The organism is Anaerobacillus sp. MEB173 (assembly GCF_052119505.1).
In the GTDB taxonomy this organism is placed as follows: Bacteria; Bacillota; Bacilli; order Bacillales; family JBJMAU01; genus JBJMAU01.
On record NZ_JBJMAU010000001.1, the window covers coordinates 26,039 to 46,443 of the forward strand.

Here is a 20,405-nt window from a genome sequence, read left to right on the forward strand (position 1 = left end):
AGCATAAATGTCATACAGCATTTTATTTACAGGGAAATATCTGAATATTTGGAATGTTAGTTTAGCAAATGTGTTTTTTTTTACGATTCTCTTGTCAGACAACAAACATCATGGAAAGGGGATGAAATATGGTCTAAGGTATTTCGTCAAAATGTAATGGGGGAACTAAAACTATATAAAGGGGTGTCAATTCTTATGAAGAAAAAGGGTAAGGTTCTGAATTGGAAATTTTCACTTGGAATTGTAATGGGGATATTGGTGTTGTTTTTAGTGGCTTGTTCAAATGATTCCAATCAAGAAGGACAACAAAATTCTCAAGAAGTATTTAAGTGGAGATTAGCAACCCATCAAATGCCTGGGACTGCTAGATATGAAGGGACAATAGTTCCATTTGTCGAGTCAGTAAAAGAAGCTTCAAACGGAAGACTAATTATTGAACCATATGGAGCTGGTACTTTATTTCCAGTAAACGAAACCTTTGACTCTGTTAACAATGGTGTTGTTGAAATGGGAGCGATTTTTAGTGGGTTTTGGGCAGGGAAAGATCCTGTGTTTGCGTTAGCAGGTGGTATCCCTGGTGACCCAATCCAGAACTTTAGTGAACATTTTTATAGAGATAAAAAATTGGCACCAATTCTCGAAAAAGCATATGAAAAGCATGGTGTGAAATATTTAGGTTCCTTTGATTATGGTCCGGATGAAATCCTTATGACAAATTCCCCAATTCGATCAGTAGAAGATTTCAAGGGGTTAAATATTAGAGCGGCAGGCCTTGCAACAAGCTACTACGACAAGCTAGGTGCAGCGGCCGTATCTGTAGCGGCACCTGAGATTTATACTGCACTTCAATTAGGAACAGTAGACGGTGCTGAATATAATGACTTTCTCGTAAATTCGGAAATGGGAATGCATGAAGTAACGAAATATGTGATAGAACCAGCAATGCATGTTGGACCGGTTAATGATAAAGAATTAATTGTTAACCCTAGTGCGTGGAATAAGTTACCGGCAGATTTACAAGCTATTGTTCTTACTGCTATGGATCAGGCCAGATTTAATTCTGCCATCGCATATGATGTAGACAATAGTCGTGCAAAACAAGTTTGGCTGGATGAAGGTGTTGAAATGATTCAATTACCAGAAGCAGAGGTTGATAAATTAAGAGAAGTTGCATTTGACTTACTTAATGAATACAGGGATGAAAGTGCAGACACTGCAGATTATCTAGATGCTTATGCAGAAGTATTGTTTGAACTTGGTTATGTTGATGAAGCAAGTCGGCTAGGATACTCAAACTAATTAAACTTTGAAACTAGGTAAACTGGAGATTCACTATTTCGATAGAAGTGGTGAATCTCTCCATCATTCAGAGTAAGCAGGATTAATTTTATCTGTGCCATTAATAATTATTGCAACTAAACTATGATACGAAATTTGGTGAAATCGTATGGCTAAATTGTTAAGTCTAATTAACAAAGTATCAGAGTACTCGGGCAAAATTGTTTCCTTTTTAATTATTCCTCAAATACTCGTTGTTGTATATACCGTTGTGATGAGGTACGTATTTAAAATGCCTCCAAATTGGGGGTTTGAAGTTTCTCTATTTTTATACGGAATCCTAATCATGATGGGAGGAGCTTACTGTTTAAAAGTGAGGGCACATGTTTCAGTGGATATACTACCAAAACTGCTGTCACCTTTTGGGGCAAAAATCCTTCACATTCTATCATCACTCATCATTATTTTTGTTTGTATTATCATGGTCTGGAATGGTTATAAAGCGGCATGGCAGTCGACATTAATCTTGGAAACTTCGATTCATCAAAGTGCATTTAATCCTCAAATTTGGTGGTTTAGATGGTTTATTCCCCTTTCAGCTGCATTGGTTTTACTACAAGCCTTAGGAGAGATTATCTCAACATTTTCTAATAAGCCAGGGGAGGAATTGGAAAGATGATAGAATATTTGCCCATATTAATGTTCGTAGCTTTATTTTTATTCCTATTTATTGGCGTTCCGATTGCTTTTTCCCTTTGTTTTGTAAGTATCGCCTTCGCTTGGGGACTGTGGGGATTTAATAGTACTAGTTTACTAACTAGTGCAGCATGGGGAACGATGAATAATTTTACGTTGATTGCCATTCCTTTGTTTATCTTTATGGCAGTCATCTTGGAAAAAACGAATATTGTATCTGAGTTATTTGAATCGGTCTATAAGTTGTCTGGTGGATTAAAAGGTGGATTGGCCATTGCAACAATACTTGTTGGATCCATTATTGGTGCTGTATCAGGGGTAGTTGCAGCTGGGGTAATCGGCTTAGCATTTATTGCTCTGCCACAGATGCTTAAATATAAATATGATCGGAAATTAAGTCTAGGAGTTGTGATGGCAGGTGGCACACTTGGCCAAATTATCCCTCCGAGCTTAAATATGGTTATTTATGGAGCGATTACTGGTGTTTCAGTTGGTAGTCTGTTCGCTGCAGGGTTAAACGTTGGAATCGTCTTAGCGGGTTTGTTTTGTGTCTACATTTTAATCAATGCTTACTTGAATAAATCAAAATTTCCATCCCTCCCAAAAGAACAGAGGGTTTCCACTATTGAAAAGATTAAATCTCTTAAAAGCTTAATCTTTCCACTTATATTAATCGTACTTGTTCTAGGAACCATTCTTACTGGTGCAGCTACACCAACAGAGGGTGCAGGCGTAGGTGCCTTAGGTGCCCTGTTACTAGGTATCGTTACACGAAGATTATCATTTACTGCTTTAAAGGCATCGTTTATTGAAACTTTAAAAATATCTAGTATGGTTGGTTGGATATTGGTCGGTGCAAGTGCCTTTGGTTCAGTGTTTGCTGGTATTGGAGGAAATGCACTTGTTGCTAATATCGCCCAGTCTTTACCCGGGGGTAAATGGGGAGTTTTAATCCTTTGTATATTGTTTATTTTGTTTTTAGGAATGTTCTTGGAAACTGCTGCATTGATCATGTTAGCAGCACCGATTGTTTCTCCTTTGTTGGTTCAATATGGCTTTGATCCGTTATGGTGGGCCATAATCTTTATGACATTGTTACAGATGGCTTTCTTAACTCCTCCATTTGGTTTTGCTATTTTCTATTTGAAGGGGGCAGTTTCTGACGATATTTCCATTCAAGAGATTTATAGAGCCACGTTTCCATTTTTAGTATTACAGCTTATCTGTGTCATCTTGATCATATTATTCCCTGCTCTATTTCTTTGGTTACCAAATCTTCTATGATTTTAAACAATCATTCTAGTAACAATAGAGTATTTAAAATGCTAAAGAGTAGGTTGATGAGGAAGGAGCGAGACAATTTGTCTCGATTAGTGTCCTATATTCTTTTAACAATTGTCATGTTTATTTGGGGGTTGAATGTAGTTGCTGTTAAGTTCTTAGTAGAACATTTCCCTCCTATAGCGATGCAAGGTTTCCGCCTTTTGATAGCCGGCGTTGTGGCAATGACCTTTTTATATTTCTTTAAAGAGTTAAGAAAAATGTCCAAAAAAGAATGGATCTACATGACACTCGCAGGCGTGTTAGGACAATTTTGTCATCAAGGTTTATTGGCCATTGGTTTAATGAAAACAACGGCATCGAATGGTGCCTTAATATTAGGACTTATTCCATTAACAACGACGATTTTGGCCATTATATTTTTGAATGATCGAATCACTTGGCTGCGAACCATTGGTATTGTCGTTGGATTTACAGGTGTTGGGATCGTAGTTTTACAAAATAATGGTGAAGTAGGTGCGGTTTCCAGTGGAGACCTCATCGTTTTTCTGGCAATGATCGTTCAAGCAGCAAGTTTTATCTTAATTAAAAAAATGTCAACAACGTTATCTCCCAAGCAGATGACAGCTAGTATGTTATTGGTTGGTGCGCTGTTGTTACTTGTGACAAGTGCTTTATTTGAACCGCAGAGTTTTGAACGAATGGCAAGTGGCACAGCGATGATATGGAGTATTCTTCTACTTTCGGCTGTCATTGCAACTGGTTTGTGTCACATCATCTACAATGTTGCCATTCAACAAATAGGAGCGGGGCAAACAGCCATTTTCAATAATTTTGTCCCTTTTTTTGCATTAATAGGAGCTTTCATATTTTTAGGGGAGACTATTTTACTCTCCCAAATTTTTGGCTTTATTCTCATTGTTGGAGGAGTCTTTTTAGGGATAGGATATGTTGATGTTAAAAAAGCAAAAGTGACTAGTAATGAAGAGTAAGAGATTGTTAACCATTTTTACAATATAAAAATTATATAACTGGAAGGGGAATTACAAATGGCAAGGTTTGAGGGAGTTTATGTAGCGCTTGTAACACCTTTTACAGAAACTTATGAGGTTGATTATAAACGTTTACATGAACTGTGTAATTGGCTAGTAGAAAATGGTGTGCATGGACTTGTACCATCTGGATCTCTTGGGGAATATGCTACATTCACAAGAGAAGAAAGAGCTAAAATAATCGATACGGTTGTGGAAGCGGCTGCAGGGCGTGTTCCAGTTATGGTAGGAACTGCCGCACCGTCAACAAAACAGGCTGTGGAGTGGGTTGAATACTCGAAAGATGCAGGGGCAGAAGGAGTAATGGCCTTACCTCCCATTAACTATAACCCACTTGAGAATGAAGTCATTGCACATTATGAAGCATTAAATCGTGTTGGATTACCAATCATCGCCTACAATAACCCGCGTGATTATCCAACAGACTTAACCCCTGATTTACTTAGTAAACTATCAAAGTTTAAAAATATTGTTGGTGTTAAGGAGTTTACAGGAGACATTCGCCGGGTTCATGATATCTTAGATCAAACAAATTTAGAAGTGATGATCGGTGTTGATGATTTAGCACTAGAGGGGCCATTAATGGGAGCGACCGGTTGGATTTCGGGAGTACCTAATGCATTACCCAAAGAAGGCGTAGAACTTTTTAATCTGGGGAGAGAAGGGAAAGTAAAAGAAGCGATGGAGATGTATCGAAATTTACTACCATTGATGCATTATGATGCGAATCCTCAGCTCGTACAATCTATTAAATATATGATGGAGTTGGCAGGACAACCGGCAGGTCCTACGAGACCACCTCGCTTACCATTGAGTGATAACTACTATGCAAAAATCAAAAAGGATTACGAACGAGCAGTTGGAGCAAATTCTTAGTCAATAGATATTGGATGAGGAAGTATAAAATGGTATACTTCCTTTTCCTTTGAATCCATATCTAAATCATAAATGAGGTGAAGTACATGGAATCTATGAATTGGATTGGTGGAGAATGGATCAAGTCACAAGCAAAGAGTAAAGTTGTATACAATCCTTCTAATCTAAAAGAAGAAGTAGGTATTGTAAATTTTTCTGATCGAAGTCATGTTTATGCGGCAGAAAAAGCAGCAAGGCAAGGGTATAAGGTGTGGTCTAAAATGACTGCTCCTGCCAGAGGAAATATTTTAAATGATATGGCAGATAAGTTGGCCAAAAATACAGAAAACTTAGCAACATTAGCCAGTAGGGAAATGGGTAAGCCGATTATGGAGATGAAAGGGGAAGTAACAAGGGCTGTTAATCTTCTCCGGTATTATGCTGCGGAAGGGGTTCGATCAGACGGTGATATTGTTCCAGCATCAGATGTAAATGTATTGCAGTATTCGAAGCGTGTACCTCTAGGAGTTGTTGGAATTATTACTCCATGGAATTTTCCTGTAGCTATTCCTATCTGGAAAATTGCTCCGGCTCTTATTTGTGGAAATACAGTAATTTGGAAACCAGCTGATATAGCTTCTCTAACAGCAACTAAGATGATGGAAATATTTCAGTCAGTGGACCTGCCTGATGGAGTTCTCAATCTTGTAGTAGGGAAAGGGAGTGAAATTGGAAATACTTTATTAGAAGAAATTACGTTGAACGGTGTCAGTTTTACAGGTTCGACCACAATTGGACAACAAGTAGCTTCTATATGTGCAAGAAGAAATATTAAATACCAAACGGAAATGGGAGGTAAGAACGCTGCCATTGTACTAAAGGATGCAGAACTTGATAAAATAATCCCGATGATCGTAAGTGGAGCATTTCGATCTGCAGGGCAGAAGTGTACGGCCACTAGTCGCATCATCGTTGAGAAAGACATTTATTCAGAGTTTATTAAGGGTATGAAGGATGTAATCAAACATGATGTTACGTTGTCTAATGCCCTTGATCCTGAATCCTATCTTGGCCCTGTAGCTTCTAAAGAGCAATTTGATACAGTTAATTCTTACATTAATCTTGCCCGGAAAGAATCTCAAATTCTGGTGGAAGGGACTAGAAAAAATGATGGGATTGAGGGTTACTACGTAAATCCAATTGTAACAACGGGCGTTAGTCCACAACACCCATTGGTGCAGGAAGAAGTTTTTGGACCGGTTGCTGTTGTGTTAGAAGCAAAGGATTTTGATGAGTCCATTCAATTAGCGAATGAAACGATTTATGGATTAAGTGCTTCTGTTTTTACAAGTAATCTCTCTAAAGCCCATCGGTTTCTTGACGAGGTAGAGGCAGGGATGGTTCGAGTCAATCAAGAAACAGCTGGAGTAGAGTATCAAGCGCCATTCGGAGGAATGAAATTTTCTAGTTCTCATACCCGTGAACAAGGGCAGTCTGCACTCGATTTTTATTCTCAATTGAAAACGTGTGCTATAAAACATACATTATAAATCAATCTGAAGGGGGATGTCTCATAAGTGACAGCTCTCCTCGAACGTTTACAAAATGTAGGGGTTACAGGATCAACTTCTATATTTTGCGGTCGAGGTGACTGTTACTTTGCTTTTGAGACATCCCCCTTCAAAGTTTAGATGAAGAGCTATTGGCTCACGGAGCACTACTGAAGCAAGTCCACGTTGAAGTAGCACATAATATGAAAGCTTTAAGTATCCAGTTAAAAGGAGGTTGCTTATTTCGAAATACTGAAAATTTCTAAAAATATGACTTGCAATAATACGTTATATAACGTATTATAAGAACAAGGTTGAAACAATACGTTATATAACGTATTATGTTCTTATAGATTAAAAAATATATATGATAAGAAGTGATATCTAGTGAATATTGATAAGAATAGTTTACAACCGATGTATGAACAAATTTCTCTATACATAGAAGGAGAAATTAATTCCGGATCTTTAGGGGGTGGTGAAAAAATCCCAACTGAAGTGAATTTAATGGAAATGTTTGATGTTAGTAGAATTACTGTTCGAAAAGCAATTAAAGCTCTAATTGACAAAGGATTAGTTGAAAAAAAACAAGGCAAAGGAACTTTTGTAAAGCAAAGGCAGTTCTATCATCAATTAGAAAATTTTAAAGGTCTTTATGAAACCCTACTTGAAGGAGGAGTAAATCCAGAGACCGATTTAATATCGTTTAGTGAAATTAAAGCAACGCAAAATATTGCTCTTGCTTTGAACTTAGTAAAAGGGAAAGAAATTAAGCAGGTTCTTCGAGTGTATTACATTAAATCAGTACCTGTTGCTTTAGCTCAAATCAACTTGCACCCAAAATATTCAGAATCTATAACGAAAGAAGATGCTGAGAAACATCCTATTTTAGAACTAATTGCAAATAATACTGATAGTAAAATAGGTAAAGCACATTTGGAAATTTTTGCTGAAACCGCTACTGAACTTACTCAAAAATATCTCAATGTATCTAGCAAGGATGCGGTACTTGGAGCAGAACGGATTTTGTATACAACTGAAGATGAACCAATTGAACATTCATTACTATGGTTTCGTTCTGATTCATATCGCTTCTCCGTAGATCTTCAAGGAAATCCAATGAATCAACGTTCTGAAGTCAATGAATTTATGTTTAAACCAAATCAGGATGTAAAGAATGACAAAGCTGAATAATAACACTGTTTAGGGTCTTAGGAGGCTGATTGTGAAAAAAGTAGATGTAAATACTATTACTGAAGAGGTAGCAAGACTTTGTTGGGAGGCTTGCTACAACTTACCAAAAGATGTTGTGAAAGCGTTTAAAAAAGCTGAAGATTCTGAGGTTTCACCGATTGGGAAAAGTATTATTAGTGAGTTAATTGTGAATGCAGAATTAGCATCAGCAGAACAAGTATCTTATTGTCAAGATACCGGGATAACAGTTGTATATCTTGAAGTAGGTCAAGATGTTCATATTATTGGAGGTAATCTTGAAGATGCTATTCAGGAAGGTGTTAGGAAAGGATATAAGGATGGCTATTTACGTAAGTCGATAGTTAAAGATCCATTGATACGAATTAATACAGAGGATAATACACCTGCAGTTATTCATACAAAAATTGTTGCAGGGGATGAAATGAAAATTACTTTATTACCAAAGGGGGGTGGGGGTGAAAACTTAAGTGCAATGAAATTTATATTGCCAGGTGAAGGTATAGATGGTGTAAAAAAATTTGTACTTGAAACAATCGAAACAGCTGGCGGCAAAGCTTGTCCTCCTTTTATTGTTGGTGTTGGTATTGGTGGAAGTTTTGAAAAGGTAACAGCTATATCAAAAGAAGCTATTTTAAGAGATATTGGTTCATATCACCCAAAAGAGCACATAGCCCAACTTGAAAAGGACTTATTAGAAGAGATTAATCAAACAGGCATAGGTCCCCAAGGGTTAGGAGGAATCAATACAGCTTTATGGGTAGCGGTTGAAACATATGCCTGTCATATTTCGATTATCCCTGTGGCTGTTAACATCCAATGTCATGCCGCGCGAAAGAAAATTGCAATAATTTAAAAGGTGATGAAATGAAAACTATTAAACTAACAACACCACTAAATAAAGATGATTTAAAAGAATTAACAATTGGAGATAAAGTGTTTCTAACCGGAACAATTTTTATGGCAAGGGATGCAGCACATAAGAGATTTGCAGATTTATTAAAAAACAATAAAGAATTGCCAGTAAATATAGAACGTGAATTGATCTTCTATGCCGGACCGTGTCCAGCTAAACCAGGCCAAATAATTGGTTCCGTGGCGCCAACGAGTTCATACCGAATGGATCCGTTTCTTGAAAGTATGTTCCAACATGGAATAGCAGGGACAATAGGTAAGGGGCCACGCAGTGAATTCGTAAAGGATTTATGTAAACAATATAACAAGGTTTGTTTTTCAGCTGTTGGAGGTTTATCAGTTATTATCAGTAAATGTATTAAGCAACAGAAAATAATTGCCTATGAAGATTTAGGAACAGAGGCAATTCGCCAATTAGAAGTGGAGGATTTACCAATCATCGTTACTAATGATACTAAAGGTAATGATTTATATGAATTAGAAAAACAAAAATATAAAAATAGAGTATAGCTAATTTCTTTCATAACGAGGATTAGTCTACTATTAATTCTTAGTAAACGCATATGTTAAGTAAGTTTATTAGGGGTGAATTTAAAATTAAAATTTGATATTGGAGTGGTATTGATGGGAAATCATATGTTGAGTTCTGATTTGTTCTGTGACCAATTTTCTACTGAGGAGATGAGAAAAGTCTTTTCTGATGAGAATATGGTTCAAAAGTGGATTGATGTAGAAGTAGCGTTGGCTCTTGCTGAGGCTGAATGTGGTGTTATTCCTGTGGAAGCTGCTAAAGAAATTGCAAACAAGGGAAAAGCTGAGCTTTTTAATTTTTCAAATATAAAGGAAGGTATTGATCATACTTGGCATCCGATTGTGCCTTTTATTAGAGAATTTAAAACTCTATGTATAGATGATATGGGTGAATATATTCACTGGGGTGTAACTACACAAGACGTAATGGATACGGGTGTAGTGTTACAAATCAAGGAAGGACTTCAAATTGTTGAGAAAGATTTAAAAAGACTTGAAAATATACTTTGCTATTTAGCAGAGAAATACAAAGACACAGTAATGGCAGGTCGAACGCACGGTCAACACGCACTTCCGATTACATTTGGTTATAAAGTAGCTGTTTGGGCTAGCGAAGTGAATCGTCATTTAGAAAGACTAGAGAAGTTAAAACCGCGTGTATTAACAGGTAATGTCTCAGGGGCAGTTGGAACCCTTGCATCATTAGGGGATATTGGATTAGAAGTTCAAAAAACATTAATGCAAAAGCTTGACCTTAATGTTCCAGAGATTGCTTGGCATGTTTCAAGAGACCGATTAGCAGATGTTACGACATTCTTAGGGATGGTAGGAGCTACATTTGGAAAGATTGCAAATGAAATCATTCAATTACAAAAGACAGAAATTGCCGAGTTGGCTGAACCTTTTCAATTAGGAAAAGTTGGTAGTAGTACAATGCCTCAAAAAAGAAACCCAATGGCATGTGAAGCAGTTATGGCGATCAGTCAATTACTAAGACATAAATCCTCACTTGGTATTGAGTCAATGTTTCAAGAGCATGAAAGAGATATGGGGCCTTGGCAGGCAGAATGGGCATTTATACCAGAAATGTTCCAACTATCATCAGGTCTTCTTTATCACATGAGTTGGATTTTAGAAAAACTTCATGTAAACCCTGATGCTATGTTGGAAAATTTAAATAAGTCGAAGCAGTTAATCATGTCAGAGGCAGTCATGATGCATACGGCTAAAACGATTGGACGTCAAGAAGCTCACGATCTGGTTTACGAAATTGCTATGGAAGCATATGAAAAAGACACAACACTCTCTGAAATTTTGAAAGCAAATCCAAGAATTAAAGGGATTATGAGTGATGAAGAAATTGATGAGATGTTAAATCCAATAAATTATGTGGGTCTATCTCAAAAATTTACAAATCAAGTCATTATGAAGATAAACAAGGGAAATAAAGTTACAACATAAATAAATTTTATAAAGGGAGGATTAATTATGAAACTGAATATAAAAATAAGTGCCTTATTAGTATTGTGTTTAAGTCTATTTGTTTTAGCAGCTTGTGGGGGGCAAAGTAGTGGTGGTACATCAACGGATGAAAACTCAGAAAATTCCGAAGTTGTTGAAAGTGACCGTCCTTCAACAGTAATTATTGGTACTGCTTCACAGGGGGGAACCTACTTCATCTTCGGTGGAGGACTAGCAGGTATACTCGAGAGTGAATTAGATGTAACAGCAAATGTTGAGGTTACAGGTGGTCCAATTCATAATATTCAATTAACGAATTCGAAACAACAGGATATTGGTATGATAACGCTTGGACCAGGATACGAAGCGATAAATGGAGAAGGCGAATGGACAGGTGGAGAAAAGTTTAATGACTTTAGAATTATCTTTCCTATGTATACAACTCCTTTCCAATGGTGGGCACTTGAAAGTAGTGGAATTACTTCACTAGAGCAGACTGCAGGGCATCGTATTGGAGTTGGTCCGGCAGGAGGTACAGGTGGGACTTACATTCCTATTATTCAAGAATTTTTAGGTGTTGATGTTACACCAGTACATGCTGGATTAAGTGACTTAGTAAGTCAGCAAATGGATGGTCAACTTGATATTATTGGTACGGCAGCTGGAATACCGATTTCTGCAGCATCTGAGGTTGAAGCGCAAAGAAAGATTAACTTATTTGGTATTGATGGTGAGTTAAGAGATAAGGTTCTTGAAGAGTATCCTTACTTTGAACCATATACTATTCCAGCAGGGACATATAATCAGTTAGATGAAGATATTGAGACTATTGCAATGTTTAATTTTGGAATTACTCATAAAGAAATGAATGCCGATTTTGTCTATGATTTGGTAAAAGCATACCATGAAAATATTGATAAATTAAAAGTATCCCATGCTGCTGCAGAGGAAGCGGTACCAGAAGCTATTTTACTTAATACCTCTGTTCCGATGCATATTGGTGCAATTCGTTATTATGAAGAAATTGGTATTGATTTACCAGATGCTGTTTATCCACCTGAATTTAAATAACAAGTATGAAAGATAAAAACATAATTTTAAGAGGGGGCAAACTATGGCTGAGTCAAAAGAAGAGATAAAATCCTTAGTAAGTGATGATAAAGCTAAGGAATTAGAGGAAGCAATTGAAGGCCCTTCTAATAATAGAAATCTGACCGGAATTATTGGAATACTTTTCTCGGTAATTGCTATATCTGGTGCTATGTTTCACTTCTACATTCTGAATTTCAATCCAATAGATCCATGGGTTTTTAGAAGTGTACACCTTGCTTTAGGAGCTATTCTTGGCTTTCTATTGTTCAAGGGAAGAAGTAATCAATCGGATAAGGTAGCGATTGTTGATTGGTTGTTTATAGCTGCGACTATTTTTGTAACTTTCTATATAATAAGTAATGTTTCAGCATTATTGTTCCGTTTTGGTGTAATGCCTCAGCCACTTGATGTAGTAGTAGCTGTTTTGGGTTTACTTGTTGTATTAGAGTTGACTCGAAGAACAAGTGGATGGACTTTACCAATACTAGCTGGAGTGTTTGTCTTATATGTATTCATTGGTCCATGGTTACCTGGAATATTAAATCATAATGGATATAGTTTTGGAAGGTTTGTGACATATATCTTCAGTTTGGAAGGTGTATTTGGGGTCACACTGGATGTGTCGTCTAAGTATATTGTTCTCTTTATCATCTTTGGAGCATTTTTGCAAATGTCCGGTGTAGGGAAATACTTTATTGATTTTTCATTTGCTCTTGCTGGCGGGATGAGAGGTGGCCCTGCAAAAGTATCGGTTATCTCAAGTGGTTTAATGGGAATGATGAGTGGTACTTCTGCCGGTAATGCGGTAGCAACTGGTTCATTGACAATTCCATTAATGAAAAAAGTAGGATATAAAGGTCAATTTGCTGCAGCAACTGAAGCAGCTGCATCTGCCGGTGGTCAAATTATGATACCAATAATGGGTGCAGGGGCTTTTATTATGGCAGAGGTAACAGGTATTCCATATTCTCAAATCATAATTGCAGCTGCAATACCAGCTATACTCTTTTTTATCTCAGTATATTTGATGGTAGATTTTCAGGCTGCTAAAGAAGGAATGAAGGGAATACCACGTAAAGAATTGCCATCATTAAAAGGAATACTTAAGCAAGCGTATTTATTTATCCCTATAGTTTTGCTTATAACTCTTTTGGTAATGGGGTATTCAATTATTCGATCAGGGACTATCGCCATCATTGCATGTTTTATGGTAAGTCTTATTCATCCAAGTACTCGGATGGGCTTAAAGAAAGTTATATCAGCATTAGAACTTGGAATGAAAAATGTTATCCAGTTGTTGGCTGTATGTGCTTGTGCGGGTATCATTGTTGGTGTTATTGCATTAACAGGTGTAGGGTTACGTTTTAGTACAATGATCTTAGGTGTTGCAGATTCGAATCAATTTTTAGCGTTATTATTTGCAATGTTTATATCTATCCTACTTGGAATGGGTATGCCAACAACTGCTGCATATGCCGTAGCAGCATCAGTTGTTGCACCAGGATTAATACAGTTAGGGATAGAGCCACTCTTTGCTCATATGTTTGTATTTTACTATGCAGTTATGTCAGCGATAACCCCTCCAGTAGCTATTGCAGCATATGCAGCAGCAGGAGTAGCGGGTACTGACCCAATGAAAACTGGGATAACTGCTTTTAGATTAGGAATTACGGCATTTATAGTACCATTTATGTTCATTTACAGTCCAGAAATTATGATGGTTGGTACTGCTATGAACATTATATTAGCTACAATTACTGCTATAATTGGTATCTATTTATTAGCAGCCGCTGTTCAAGGTTGGTTTGCAGGAAGAGAATCAACGGTAATTGTCCGTATCTTATTAATAGTTTCATCTCTTTTCCTTATTTATTCTAGCTTACTTACAGATATTGTTGCAGTAGCCATTGTATTTATGGCAATTGCGCTATCAAGATTGAGGAAGAAAAACGAGTACTTAAGGGATAAACAAGAAGAAGCAATATAGGAAAATAAACAAAGGATGGATGACTAAATTGTCATTCATCCTTTGTTCCTTGGTGGGGATGGTTGAATAGGGTTAGTTTAGAAGCACAGGCTGTGGGGAATCGGTCTGTGTTTTTTTATGTAAATTGTGTGAATATTTAAAAATCATCTACATTTAGGAACGTACGTTTGCTATAATTAGTATACTGATTTGATGCTAAAGTTTTACGCGTTTATTGTAGGTTTTTTAAGCCGATGATTTGTGAGTTTAGTTATGTAATGAAGTTGGTTAGCTGTTGATTTTGCCTTGTTAATTAATGGTATAATATAGGAAGGAATGGTGAATTCCAATGCGGTCAAAATTATTAAAACGTGTACCACTGAATCGGTTGATGGATTTAAAAATTGATTATGCTTTCAAACAACTTTTTGGAACGGAAAAAAACAAAGAGATTACGGTTGTTTTTCTAAATGCTGTGCTACAACGCAGTGGTCGAGAAAGTATTAAAGACATTTCCTTCATGAACACAGAAGCAGGCGGTGAGTACGAGGAAGATAAACGATCAAGACTCGATATTTTAGCTGTAACCAACAATAATGAAAAAGTCAACATTGAGATTCAATTTACCAACAAATATGATATGATAAAACGTTCGATTTATTATTGGTCAGGGATCTACCGTTCACAAATGAAGCAAAAAATGAGCTATCATGAGTTACAGCCAGTTATAGCGATTAATATTATGAATTTTAATCTCTTTCTTAATACAGATCAGTTCCACACATCCTATCATTTGTGTGAGGATAACGGCCATTTTAAATTAACTGATGTGATGGAATTTCACTTTTTAGAGATGCCAAAGCTTATAAATGATTGGAAGCAAGAAAAGTTAGATCCTTGGAATGATACACTAGCTAGATGGATGTTGTTGTTGGGAATCGTGGATCACCGCAGTAAAAAGGTGTACGAAGATATTTATAAGGAACTGGAGGAAATCGCGATGAAAGATGAAAATTTAAAAAAGGCCTTTCAAGGTTGGGATTTACTCAGTGCCACTCAAGAAGAAGTTTTAGCATACGAAGCACGGTTGAAGCAAGTGCTTGATGAAGAATCTGCCAAGCGTGAAGCGGAATTGCGTGAAAAAGAAGCAAAAGAAAAGGCACTAAAAGACGGACATGCGCAAGGACATGCGCTAGGACGTGAAGAAGGACGTGAAGAAGGGCGTGAAGAAGGTAAACAAATAGGGTTATTAGAAGGGATAGAAAAAGGAAAGTTAGAAATGGCTAGAAACTTATTACTAGAAGGAGTTCAGCTTGAACTAATCGTACGCGTATCAGGGCTATCAAAGGAAGAGGTCGAGAAGCTTAGGACCGAACTTAACAACTAACTAATGAACCTATAGCATAGACGATAATTAGTAAAATAAATTGACACTGTTAATTAACTGTTGATTCGATACTTTTCAGTGATTCTATGAAAAAACTCCTTTGTAGAAGGTTTTTGTAGAACAACACAAGGCCAACAATTTCTACAATAGGAGTTTTTTCAGTTAAGTGTGGCAACTTAAGAAGCGATTATAACAATAGATCATAATAAATACATGAGTGACGTGTTACTTATACCCGTTCACAAAATACCTGATTATTTCTAAATCGTCTTCGGTTAACTGGCGTTGAAAATACGAGGACATCTCTGTTGCAATTTCCTCCAGCTCCCCTTTATGTTTCTCCGTTAATATAGCACTTGTTTTCAATAATGAAAAAAAGGAAGCAAATTCATCCTTTGTCAATGGTGCTGGATGATGAGACAGGAAGTAGATTTCCGCATCATAATTTTCGATCTTATCCAAAAGCTTACACATCTTTTCAATGGTATAGTGCCATTTTTCTGCGTACATATTTGCATATAGGCAATCACCAAGAAATAGCGTTTTTTCCTCTTGTATATAGATGAGATTCGAATCGGATGAATGATCTCCACCAACCTGTTCAATGAAACAGGTCACTCCACCAATATTCAGTTTTATTTTCGTTTCAAAAATGATAGTGGGATCTGGTATGGTCAGCTCTCGTTTACTTCCAAGTTCTAGTATAATCGCGTTTGCACAGAACGGAATTTCAATCCCTGCTTTTACACGTTCATCCAAATCCTTGTCCTCCCATGAAAATCTTTGTAGTTCATTTATTTTTTCATAGGTCATGAAATTGGAGATAGAAGGCATGTTCATCTCAGACAAGCCAAATACATGATCCCAATGCCAATGTGTAAGAGCAAGAATATCTCCGGTGACATGATAGGAAGCTAATTGTTCTTTGAACTGTTTAGCGTGATTAGTAGAATTCCCGGCATCAATCAACAGTGTTTGATTATCCCCTACAATTGCAGCTAATATCGGACGATCTGTTTTTTGATATGGAGGGAGGTAGAAGAGACGATTGGAAAGCTTTTGTAACGTTTGCATGTATTTAAACCCCTTCAAAAATGTATGTATCGTTCATTATTTCCTTTTTATATAGATGACAAAACAAATAGTTATCAAAGAAGAATGTTAATTAATTCAGTAAATAAATAAAAAGTCATAAAATACAGCTTCGTGTTCAGAAGGTTGTATTTTATGACTTTTTTATTAATGATTTAATTCTTATTCATTTAGTATTGCGGTACTAATGGTAAGGTTGGTAAATTCGCTTTAAAAAAGTGAGTTACGTTTTCTGCTTCATTCCAGTCAGCAATGTTAAAGGCTCGTTTAATATGTTCAGGTTGCATAGCATCATCTATACATAGCAGTGTTGAACGTCCTGTTTGCATGCATACAACGAGAGGCTTTCCAAAAAATTGAGATGTGTAGATGATCCCAAAGTCATAACGTGCTTGTTCAGTAGCAAAACCAATAAATTTAACGTTAACATTTTCCATTACTTCATATAAATGTTCGTGCATAGTAAATTCCTCCTCTAATAAAATTTAGTTTCTTAGATTTACGAAAAAATTCTTATTGAGTTTATTAGTTAAAATCGGTCTGTTCAATTTGTTAGAATGGTTATTTATTTAAAATCTATCTTACTTTTAGTATATAGTGGAAACATTACTTGTGGGCATTAGTAATGTGAACATTCATTATCAAACTTGTGAAAACTTTATGATAAATCTAGTCTTTGACTGACTCCTGGGGTGTAAAGATTCCATAATAGGACTAGGGGGTGACCATAGGCGCGGAATAATCTTGTAAATAATCCATTCTAAACAATAAGAGTTCAAAAAATGTTCAATGTTTTCGCTAAGGAGACCGACTATTTTCGGTTATACTATAAGTAGAAAGAGATATAAAAAAATAAAAGTTAACACATTAGGAGGCTCAACCATCTACGTTGGTTCCGTTATTGAAGTGATAACTAAATAACGACTTAACCATAACAAGCATATTGTCATTAACAGGTCTAACCTGAAAATTCTAACGACAATTAGTGCGGATCTAAAAAAATCCATGGATGAATGAGCAAATCCAAAGTCTACACCAATCAATTCTTTCGTGATGTATGGAAGTGATTTCGAGTAAGTGATACCACCAGTAGCTGAAAGGAATTTCTAAAACCTACGGAACGAACAAACATCACCAGCGGAGCTTTACAAATCAGTTAATAATCACACTGATTGATGAAAGCACAGTAGTAAAAGGGTGATGTTAGAGGGTTGGGTCTCCTAAGGTGTTAACGGGTAAAAACTCTAGCTAATAATAGCTAGGGTTTTTTGATGTGCTGCTTTGATACATTAGTAGTATGAATAGGTGTCGGGCCCTCACATTATATAGGTGGGCTTTTTACGGTTGGATGATACGATTATTTCCTTTTTGCCATGGTAATATAAACCTAACGGAATAGAAACGAAAGCAGGTGGATTTATGAAAGTAAGGGATAAAACGATTGAAGAACTGCTTGATCTTGAAGAGGAGCTCCAAGCGGAAAAAGAAGAAGCTGAGAAGGATGGATTGTCTGCGAAATTAATTCAAGTATATAAAGAGCTCTATCGAAAAATTTACCGTGACAAGGATAGTGAATATGCTCCAAGTCTCGAAAAAATTAAAAAACAACTGATTTTTTACCTTGTGCAATATGGGACATACTTAAAAACTGTGTATCAGAAAGATGATAATACCGCTGAAAGCAGTTTGAAAGAGGCGCTGAGGTACGAGAAGAATCTTCCTATTGTCTATTATCGTTTAGGTTTTCTACTTTACAAAAAGAAGCAGTATCCATCTTCACTTCATTATTTTCAACATGCCCTTTTGTATCAACAGAAAGCACCAATCAATAAATACAGAATAACTGACCAGCAAATATATAACAGCCATTTATATTTGGCGAACTGTGGTCTTTTTATTGCGAAAGATGCAAAGGAAGTGCTGGAAAAAATGAACCTTACTGTCGAGCGAGAAGTTGTTACAAACTATGAAATATCCCCATTATATCAGATGATTAATGAAAATAACCTGAGTTTAGAAAGCAGTGCTTATCGGATCATTTCCAGTGATGGCAGCCGGTACTGTAGCAGGGAACAATGTATTGATATGGTGGACCTTGAGAATACAATTATCCTTGATTTGACGAATCGTGAGAATATGCTCATTTTTAATGGAACAGAGAAGAGTTTATCAAAGGATCAAGTCGAAATGCTTCGGTTATACATCATGAAAAGTAACGAGTCTAACCCGTTAATAAAGAATGATTTCTTTGATTTGTTTTCAAGAAGGGATGATACAGCGGAGATTAAGACTAATACCTATACAAAGAGAGTTAATAGGCTAACTGAAAAATTAACTTCTGTCGGTATAGCAGAGGTTGTTTTAGTAAATAAGAGTTGGCTTGTTGAAAATAACAGGACGATTACTGGTTATTATTACAATCATCAATATCCGTATGTCATTATGTATCGTAGTGATGAAACCTTTATATTACCTGAATGACAGGGGTGTCATCGCCATTTTGAGATAATGTGTTTATCAACAAAAGGGAGATGATACGATGAAAACCTGGAATCAAATGTTTGTGAGACATGGCTGGCTAATTGTTGAAATAGAAAAAGGTGTTTTTGATTGTAAAAATGAAACTGATGTAAATCTTGAATTTCTTTTTCAAAGTCTAGAGAAGGTAAATATTCGCTATACCCTTGAAAGAGGAGTTCTCACTCTTCTAGGCTCACCCATTTCAGAAGAACAGTGGCTTGACGCAATTGATGTTGCTCATCGAGGACGAGGAGAAGGCTTATGGTTCAATCCTACTTACGAACAGCCAAAAGTTCGTGAACTGGATACGTATATTAGTGGTTTGATTCGCCAGATGAACAGGCTGGGATTTTCGACATTGGGATCTTGTGACGGTCACGGAAGAAGGCCGGCACATGTCATGGTTTCAAAGGAAAGTAATATCGAAGTTCTTATGGAGTTGCTTATCGCGCTTGGATGTAAACGTATTTTTAAGAGGGACCACCGAAATAACTATCACCTATCCATTCACCTTGAGTGTCATGAACTTCTTGAACTTGCCGAAAAAATGAGTCAAGTTGACGAAAGTTGGCTCGAGAAAGGCTATGATTTTATAAAACAGCAATTTTTTAATGCCTCACTCGAAAAGTTATTAAGCATACCAGGTGAGAGTGGCAACGAAAACTTGATAAGGAAGTTTGTGATCGAAAAATTATCACCTTATGTTGACTATCTAACAGTCGATCATGCCGGAAATATTTTAGCTGAAAAAACATATAAAGGTGGAAACGGACCCGTTATTTTGTTAAATGCTCATCTCGATACTGCATTTGAACTGGACTCAGACAGAGAGATTATCAAAAACAGAAACAATTGGTCTAGCAGTAAGGGCATACTCGGAGCGGATGACCGGGCTGGAATTGCGGTTCTGCTTCATATTCCAGAACACCTTTGTGATCATTCTTCTTTCAGCGGGAAAGTGAAGTTTATTTTCACGGTTGAGGAAGAGTGCGGGTTAGTTGGTGCAAGACAGGTGAATGAATATTTTCTTTGGGGTACAGATGCGTCCATCGTCGTTGCCCGCCGTGGCAAAGGCGACATTGTTACCTCATGTGGGGGCTATATTCCGTTTTGTCATCATCATTACGGTGTTTTTTTCGAGAAAGTGGCAATAAGTGAAGGTTTAAATGGATGGGCAACGACTAATGGCGGCAGCAGTGATACGAGAATTTGGGCTGAACATGGTATACAGAGTGTGAATCTTTCTGCTGGTTACATGAATGAACATACAGACCAGGAGTGTCTTGATGTAGAAGCTTGTTACAACACTGCTAAATTGGTAGAGGGAGTCTTTCGGAACGGTAAGCAATTAAGAGCAGTTATACGCGAGATAAATCGTGAGCAACAGGCTGAGAGAATTTTCACTACTGCCCTTTAACGAGTGAAGTTAAAAATGGAGGGTTTCGATGATGAATTGTTATGGAATGGCAATAGGTTTATCAAAAGCTATCATTTATGGATAGCTTTTTTTATGCTGT

The 20,405-nt window shown here is 36.7% G+C and carries 17 protein-coding genes; 15 read left to right on the forward strand and 2 right to left on the reverse strand.

Annotated features, from left to right (window positions below):
• Positions 1 to 195: 195 nt before the first annotated feature.
• From ACJ2A9_RS00100 to ACJ2A9_RS00160, 13 genes are all read left to right on the forward strand, one after another.
• Entirely contained in the window at positions 196 to 1,299 is a 1,104-nt protein-coding gene (locus tag ACJ2A9_RS00100; protein WP_441419565.1) for a TRAP transporter substrate-binding protein, read from the forward strand.
• Positions 1,300 to 1,447: 148 nt separating this feature from the next.
• Entirely contained in the window at positions 1,448 to 1,957 is a 510-nt protein-coding gene (locus ACJ2A9_RS00105) for a TRAP transporter small permease subunit (protein WP_441419566.1), read from the forward strand.
• Positions 1,954 to 3,258, forward strand: a complete 1,305-nt coding sequence (locus ACJ2A9_RS00110) for a TRAP transporter large permease (protein WP_441419567.1) — start codon at positions 1,954 to 1,956, stop codon at positions 3,256 to 3,258. Before ACJ2A9_RS00105 ends, ACJ2A9_RS00110 begins: the two co-directional genes overlap by 4 nt.
• A 77-nt stretch (positions 3,259 to 3,335) precedes the next feature.
• The gene (locus tag ACJ2A9_RS00115) at positions 3,336 to 4,247 is read left to right on the forward strand and encodes a DMT family transporter (protein ID WP_441419568.1); all 912 of its coding nucleotides are present in this window, start codon (positions 3,336 to 3,338) and stop codon (positions 4,245 to 4,247) included.
• Positions 4,248 to 4,304: 57 nt separating this feature from the next.
• Positions 4,305 to 5,183, forward strand: a complete 879-nt coding sequence (locus tag ACJ2A9_RS00120) for a dihydrodipicolinate synthase family protein (RefSeq protein WP_441419569.1) — start codon at positions 4,305 to 4,307, stop codon at positions 5,181 to 5,183.
• A gap of 86 nt (positions 5,184 to 5,269) precedes the next feature.
• The gene (locus ACJ2A9_RS00125) at positions 5,270 to 6,712 is read left to right on the forward strand and encodes an aldehyde dehydrogenase family protein (protein ID WP_441419570.1); all 1,443 of its coding nucleotides are present in this window, start codon (positions 5,270 to 5,272) and stop codon (positions 6,710 to 6,712) included.
• A gap of 387 nt (positions 6,713 to 7,099) precedes the next feature.
• A complete protein-coding gene (locus ACJ2A9_RS00130; protein ID WP_441419571.1) occupies positions 7,100 to 7,906 on the forward strand; it encodes a GntR family transcriptional regulator in 807 nt (268 codons plus the stop codon).
• A gap of 31 nt (positions 7,907 to 7,937) precedes the next feature.
• Positions 7,938 to 8,780, forward strand: coding sequence for a fumarate hydratase (locus ACJ2A9_RS00135; protein WP_441419572.1), 843 nt, complete (start codon positions 7,938 to 7,940; stop codon positions 8,778 to 8,780).
• An 11-nt stretch (positions 8,781 to 8,791) separates the two neighbouring features.
• Entirely contained in the window at positions 8,792 to 9,349 is a 558-nt protein-coding gene (locus ACJ2A9_RS00140) for a FumA C-terminus/TtdB family hydratase beta subunit (protein ID WP_441419573.1), read from the forward strand.
• A gap of 114 nt (positions 9,350 to 9,463) precedes the next feature.
• Positions 9,464 to 10,831 carry an adenylosuccinate lyase gene (purB, locus tag ACJ2A9_RS00145; RefSeq protein WP_441419574.1) on the forward strand — a complete coding sequence of 456 codons (1,368 nt, stop codon included), beginning with the start codon at positions 9,464 to 9,466 and terminating at the stop codon, positions 10,829 to 10,831.
• Positions 10,832 to 10,858: 27 nt separating this feature from the next.
• The gene (locus tag ACJ2A9_RS00150; protein ID WP_441419575.1) at positions 10,859 to 11,902 is read left to right on the forward strand and encodes a TAXI family TRAP transporter solute-binding subunit; all 1,044 of its coding nucleotides are present in this window, start codon (positions 10,859 to 10,861) and stop codon (positions 11,900 to 11,902) included.
• 43 nt (positions 11,903 to 11,945) lie between these two features.
• Positions 11,946 to 13,910, forward strand: coding sequence for a TRAP transporter permease (locus ACJ2A9_RS00155; protein ID WP_441419576.1), 1,965 nt, complete (start codon positions 11,946 to 11,948; stop codon positions 13,908 to 13,910).
• A gap of 328 nt (positions 13,911 to 14,238) precedes the next feature.
• The gene (locus ACJ2A9_RS00160; RefSeq protein WP_441419577.1) at positions 14,239 to 15,276 is read left to right on the forward strand and encodes an Rpn family recombination-promoting nuclease/putative transposase; all 1,038 of its coding nucleotides are present in this window, start codon (positions 14,239 to 14,241) and stop codon (positions 15,274 to 15,276) included.
• A gap of 225 nt (positions 15,277 to 15,501) precedes the next feature.
• Here ACJ2A9_RS00160 and ACJ2A9_RS00165 read toward each other — a convergent pair whose 3' ends face one another.
• Together ACJ2A9_RS00165 and ACJ2A9_RS00170 are read right to left on the reverse strand one after the other, a co-directional pair.
• On the reverse strand, positions 15,502 to 16,350 hold the full coding sequence (locus ACJ2A9_RS00165) for an MBL fold metallo-hydrolase (protein WP_441419578.1): 849 nt from the start codon (positions 16,348 to 16,350) through the stop codon (positions 15,502 to 15,504).
• Positions 16,351 to 16,538: 188 nt separating this feature from the next.
• The gene (locus tag ACJ2A9_RS00170) at positions 16,539 to 16,829 is read right to left on the reverse strand and encodes a DUF3055 domain-containing protein (protein ID WP_441419579.1); all 291 of its coding nucleotides are present in this window, start codon (positions 16,827 to 16,829) and stop codon (positions 16,539 to 16,541) included.
• A gap of 958 nt (positions 16,830 to 17,787) precedes the next feature.
• Between ACJ2A9_RS00170 and ACJ2A9_RS00175 the strand changes: the two genes are divergently transcribed.
• Complete coding sequence (locus tag ACJ2A9_RS00175) at positions 17,788 to 18,849, forward strand: tetratricopeptide repeat protein (protein WP_441419580.1); 1,062 nt, start codon at positions 17,788 to 17,790, stop codon at positions 18,847 to 18,849.
• Positions 18,850 to 18,907: 58 nt separating this feature from the next.
• Entirely contained in the window at positions 18,908 to 20,305 is a 1,398-nt protein-coding gene (locus tag ACJ2A9_RS00180) for a M28 family peptidase (RefSeq protein WP_441419581.1), read from the forward strand.
• Positions 20,306 to 20,405: the final 100 nt, after the last annotated feature.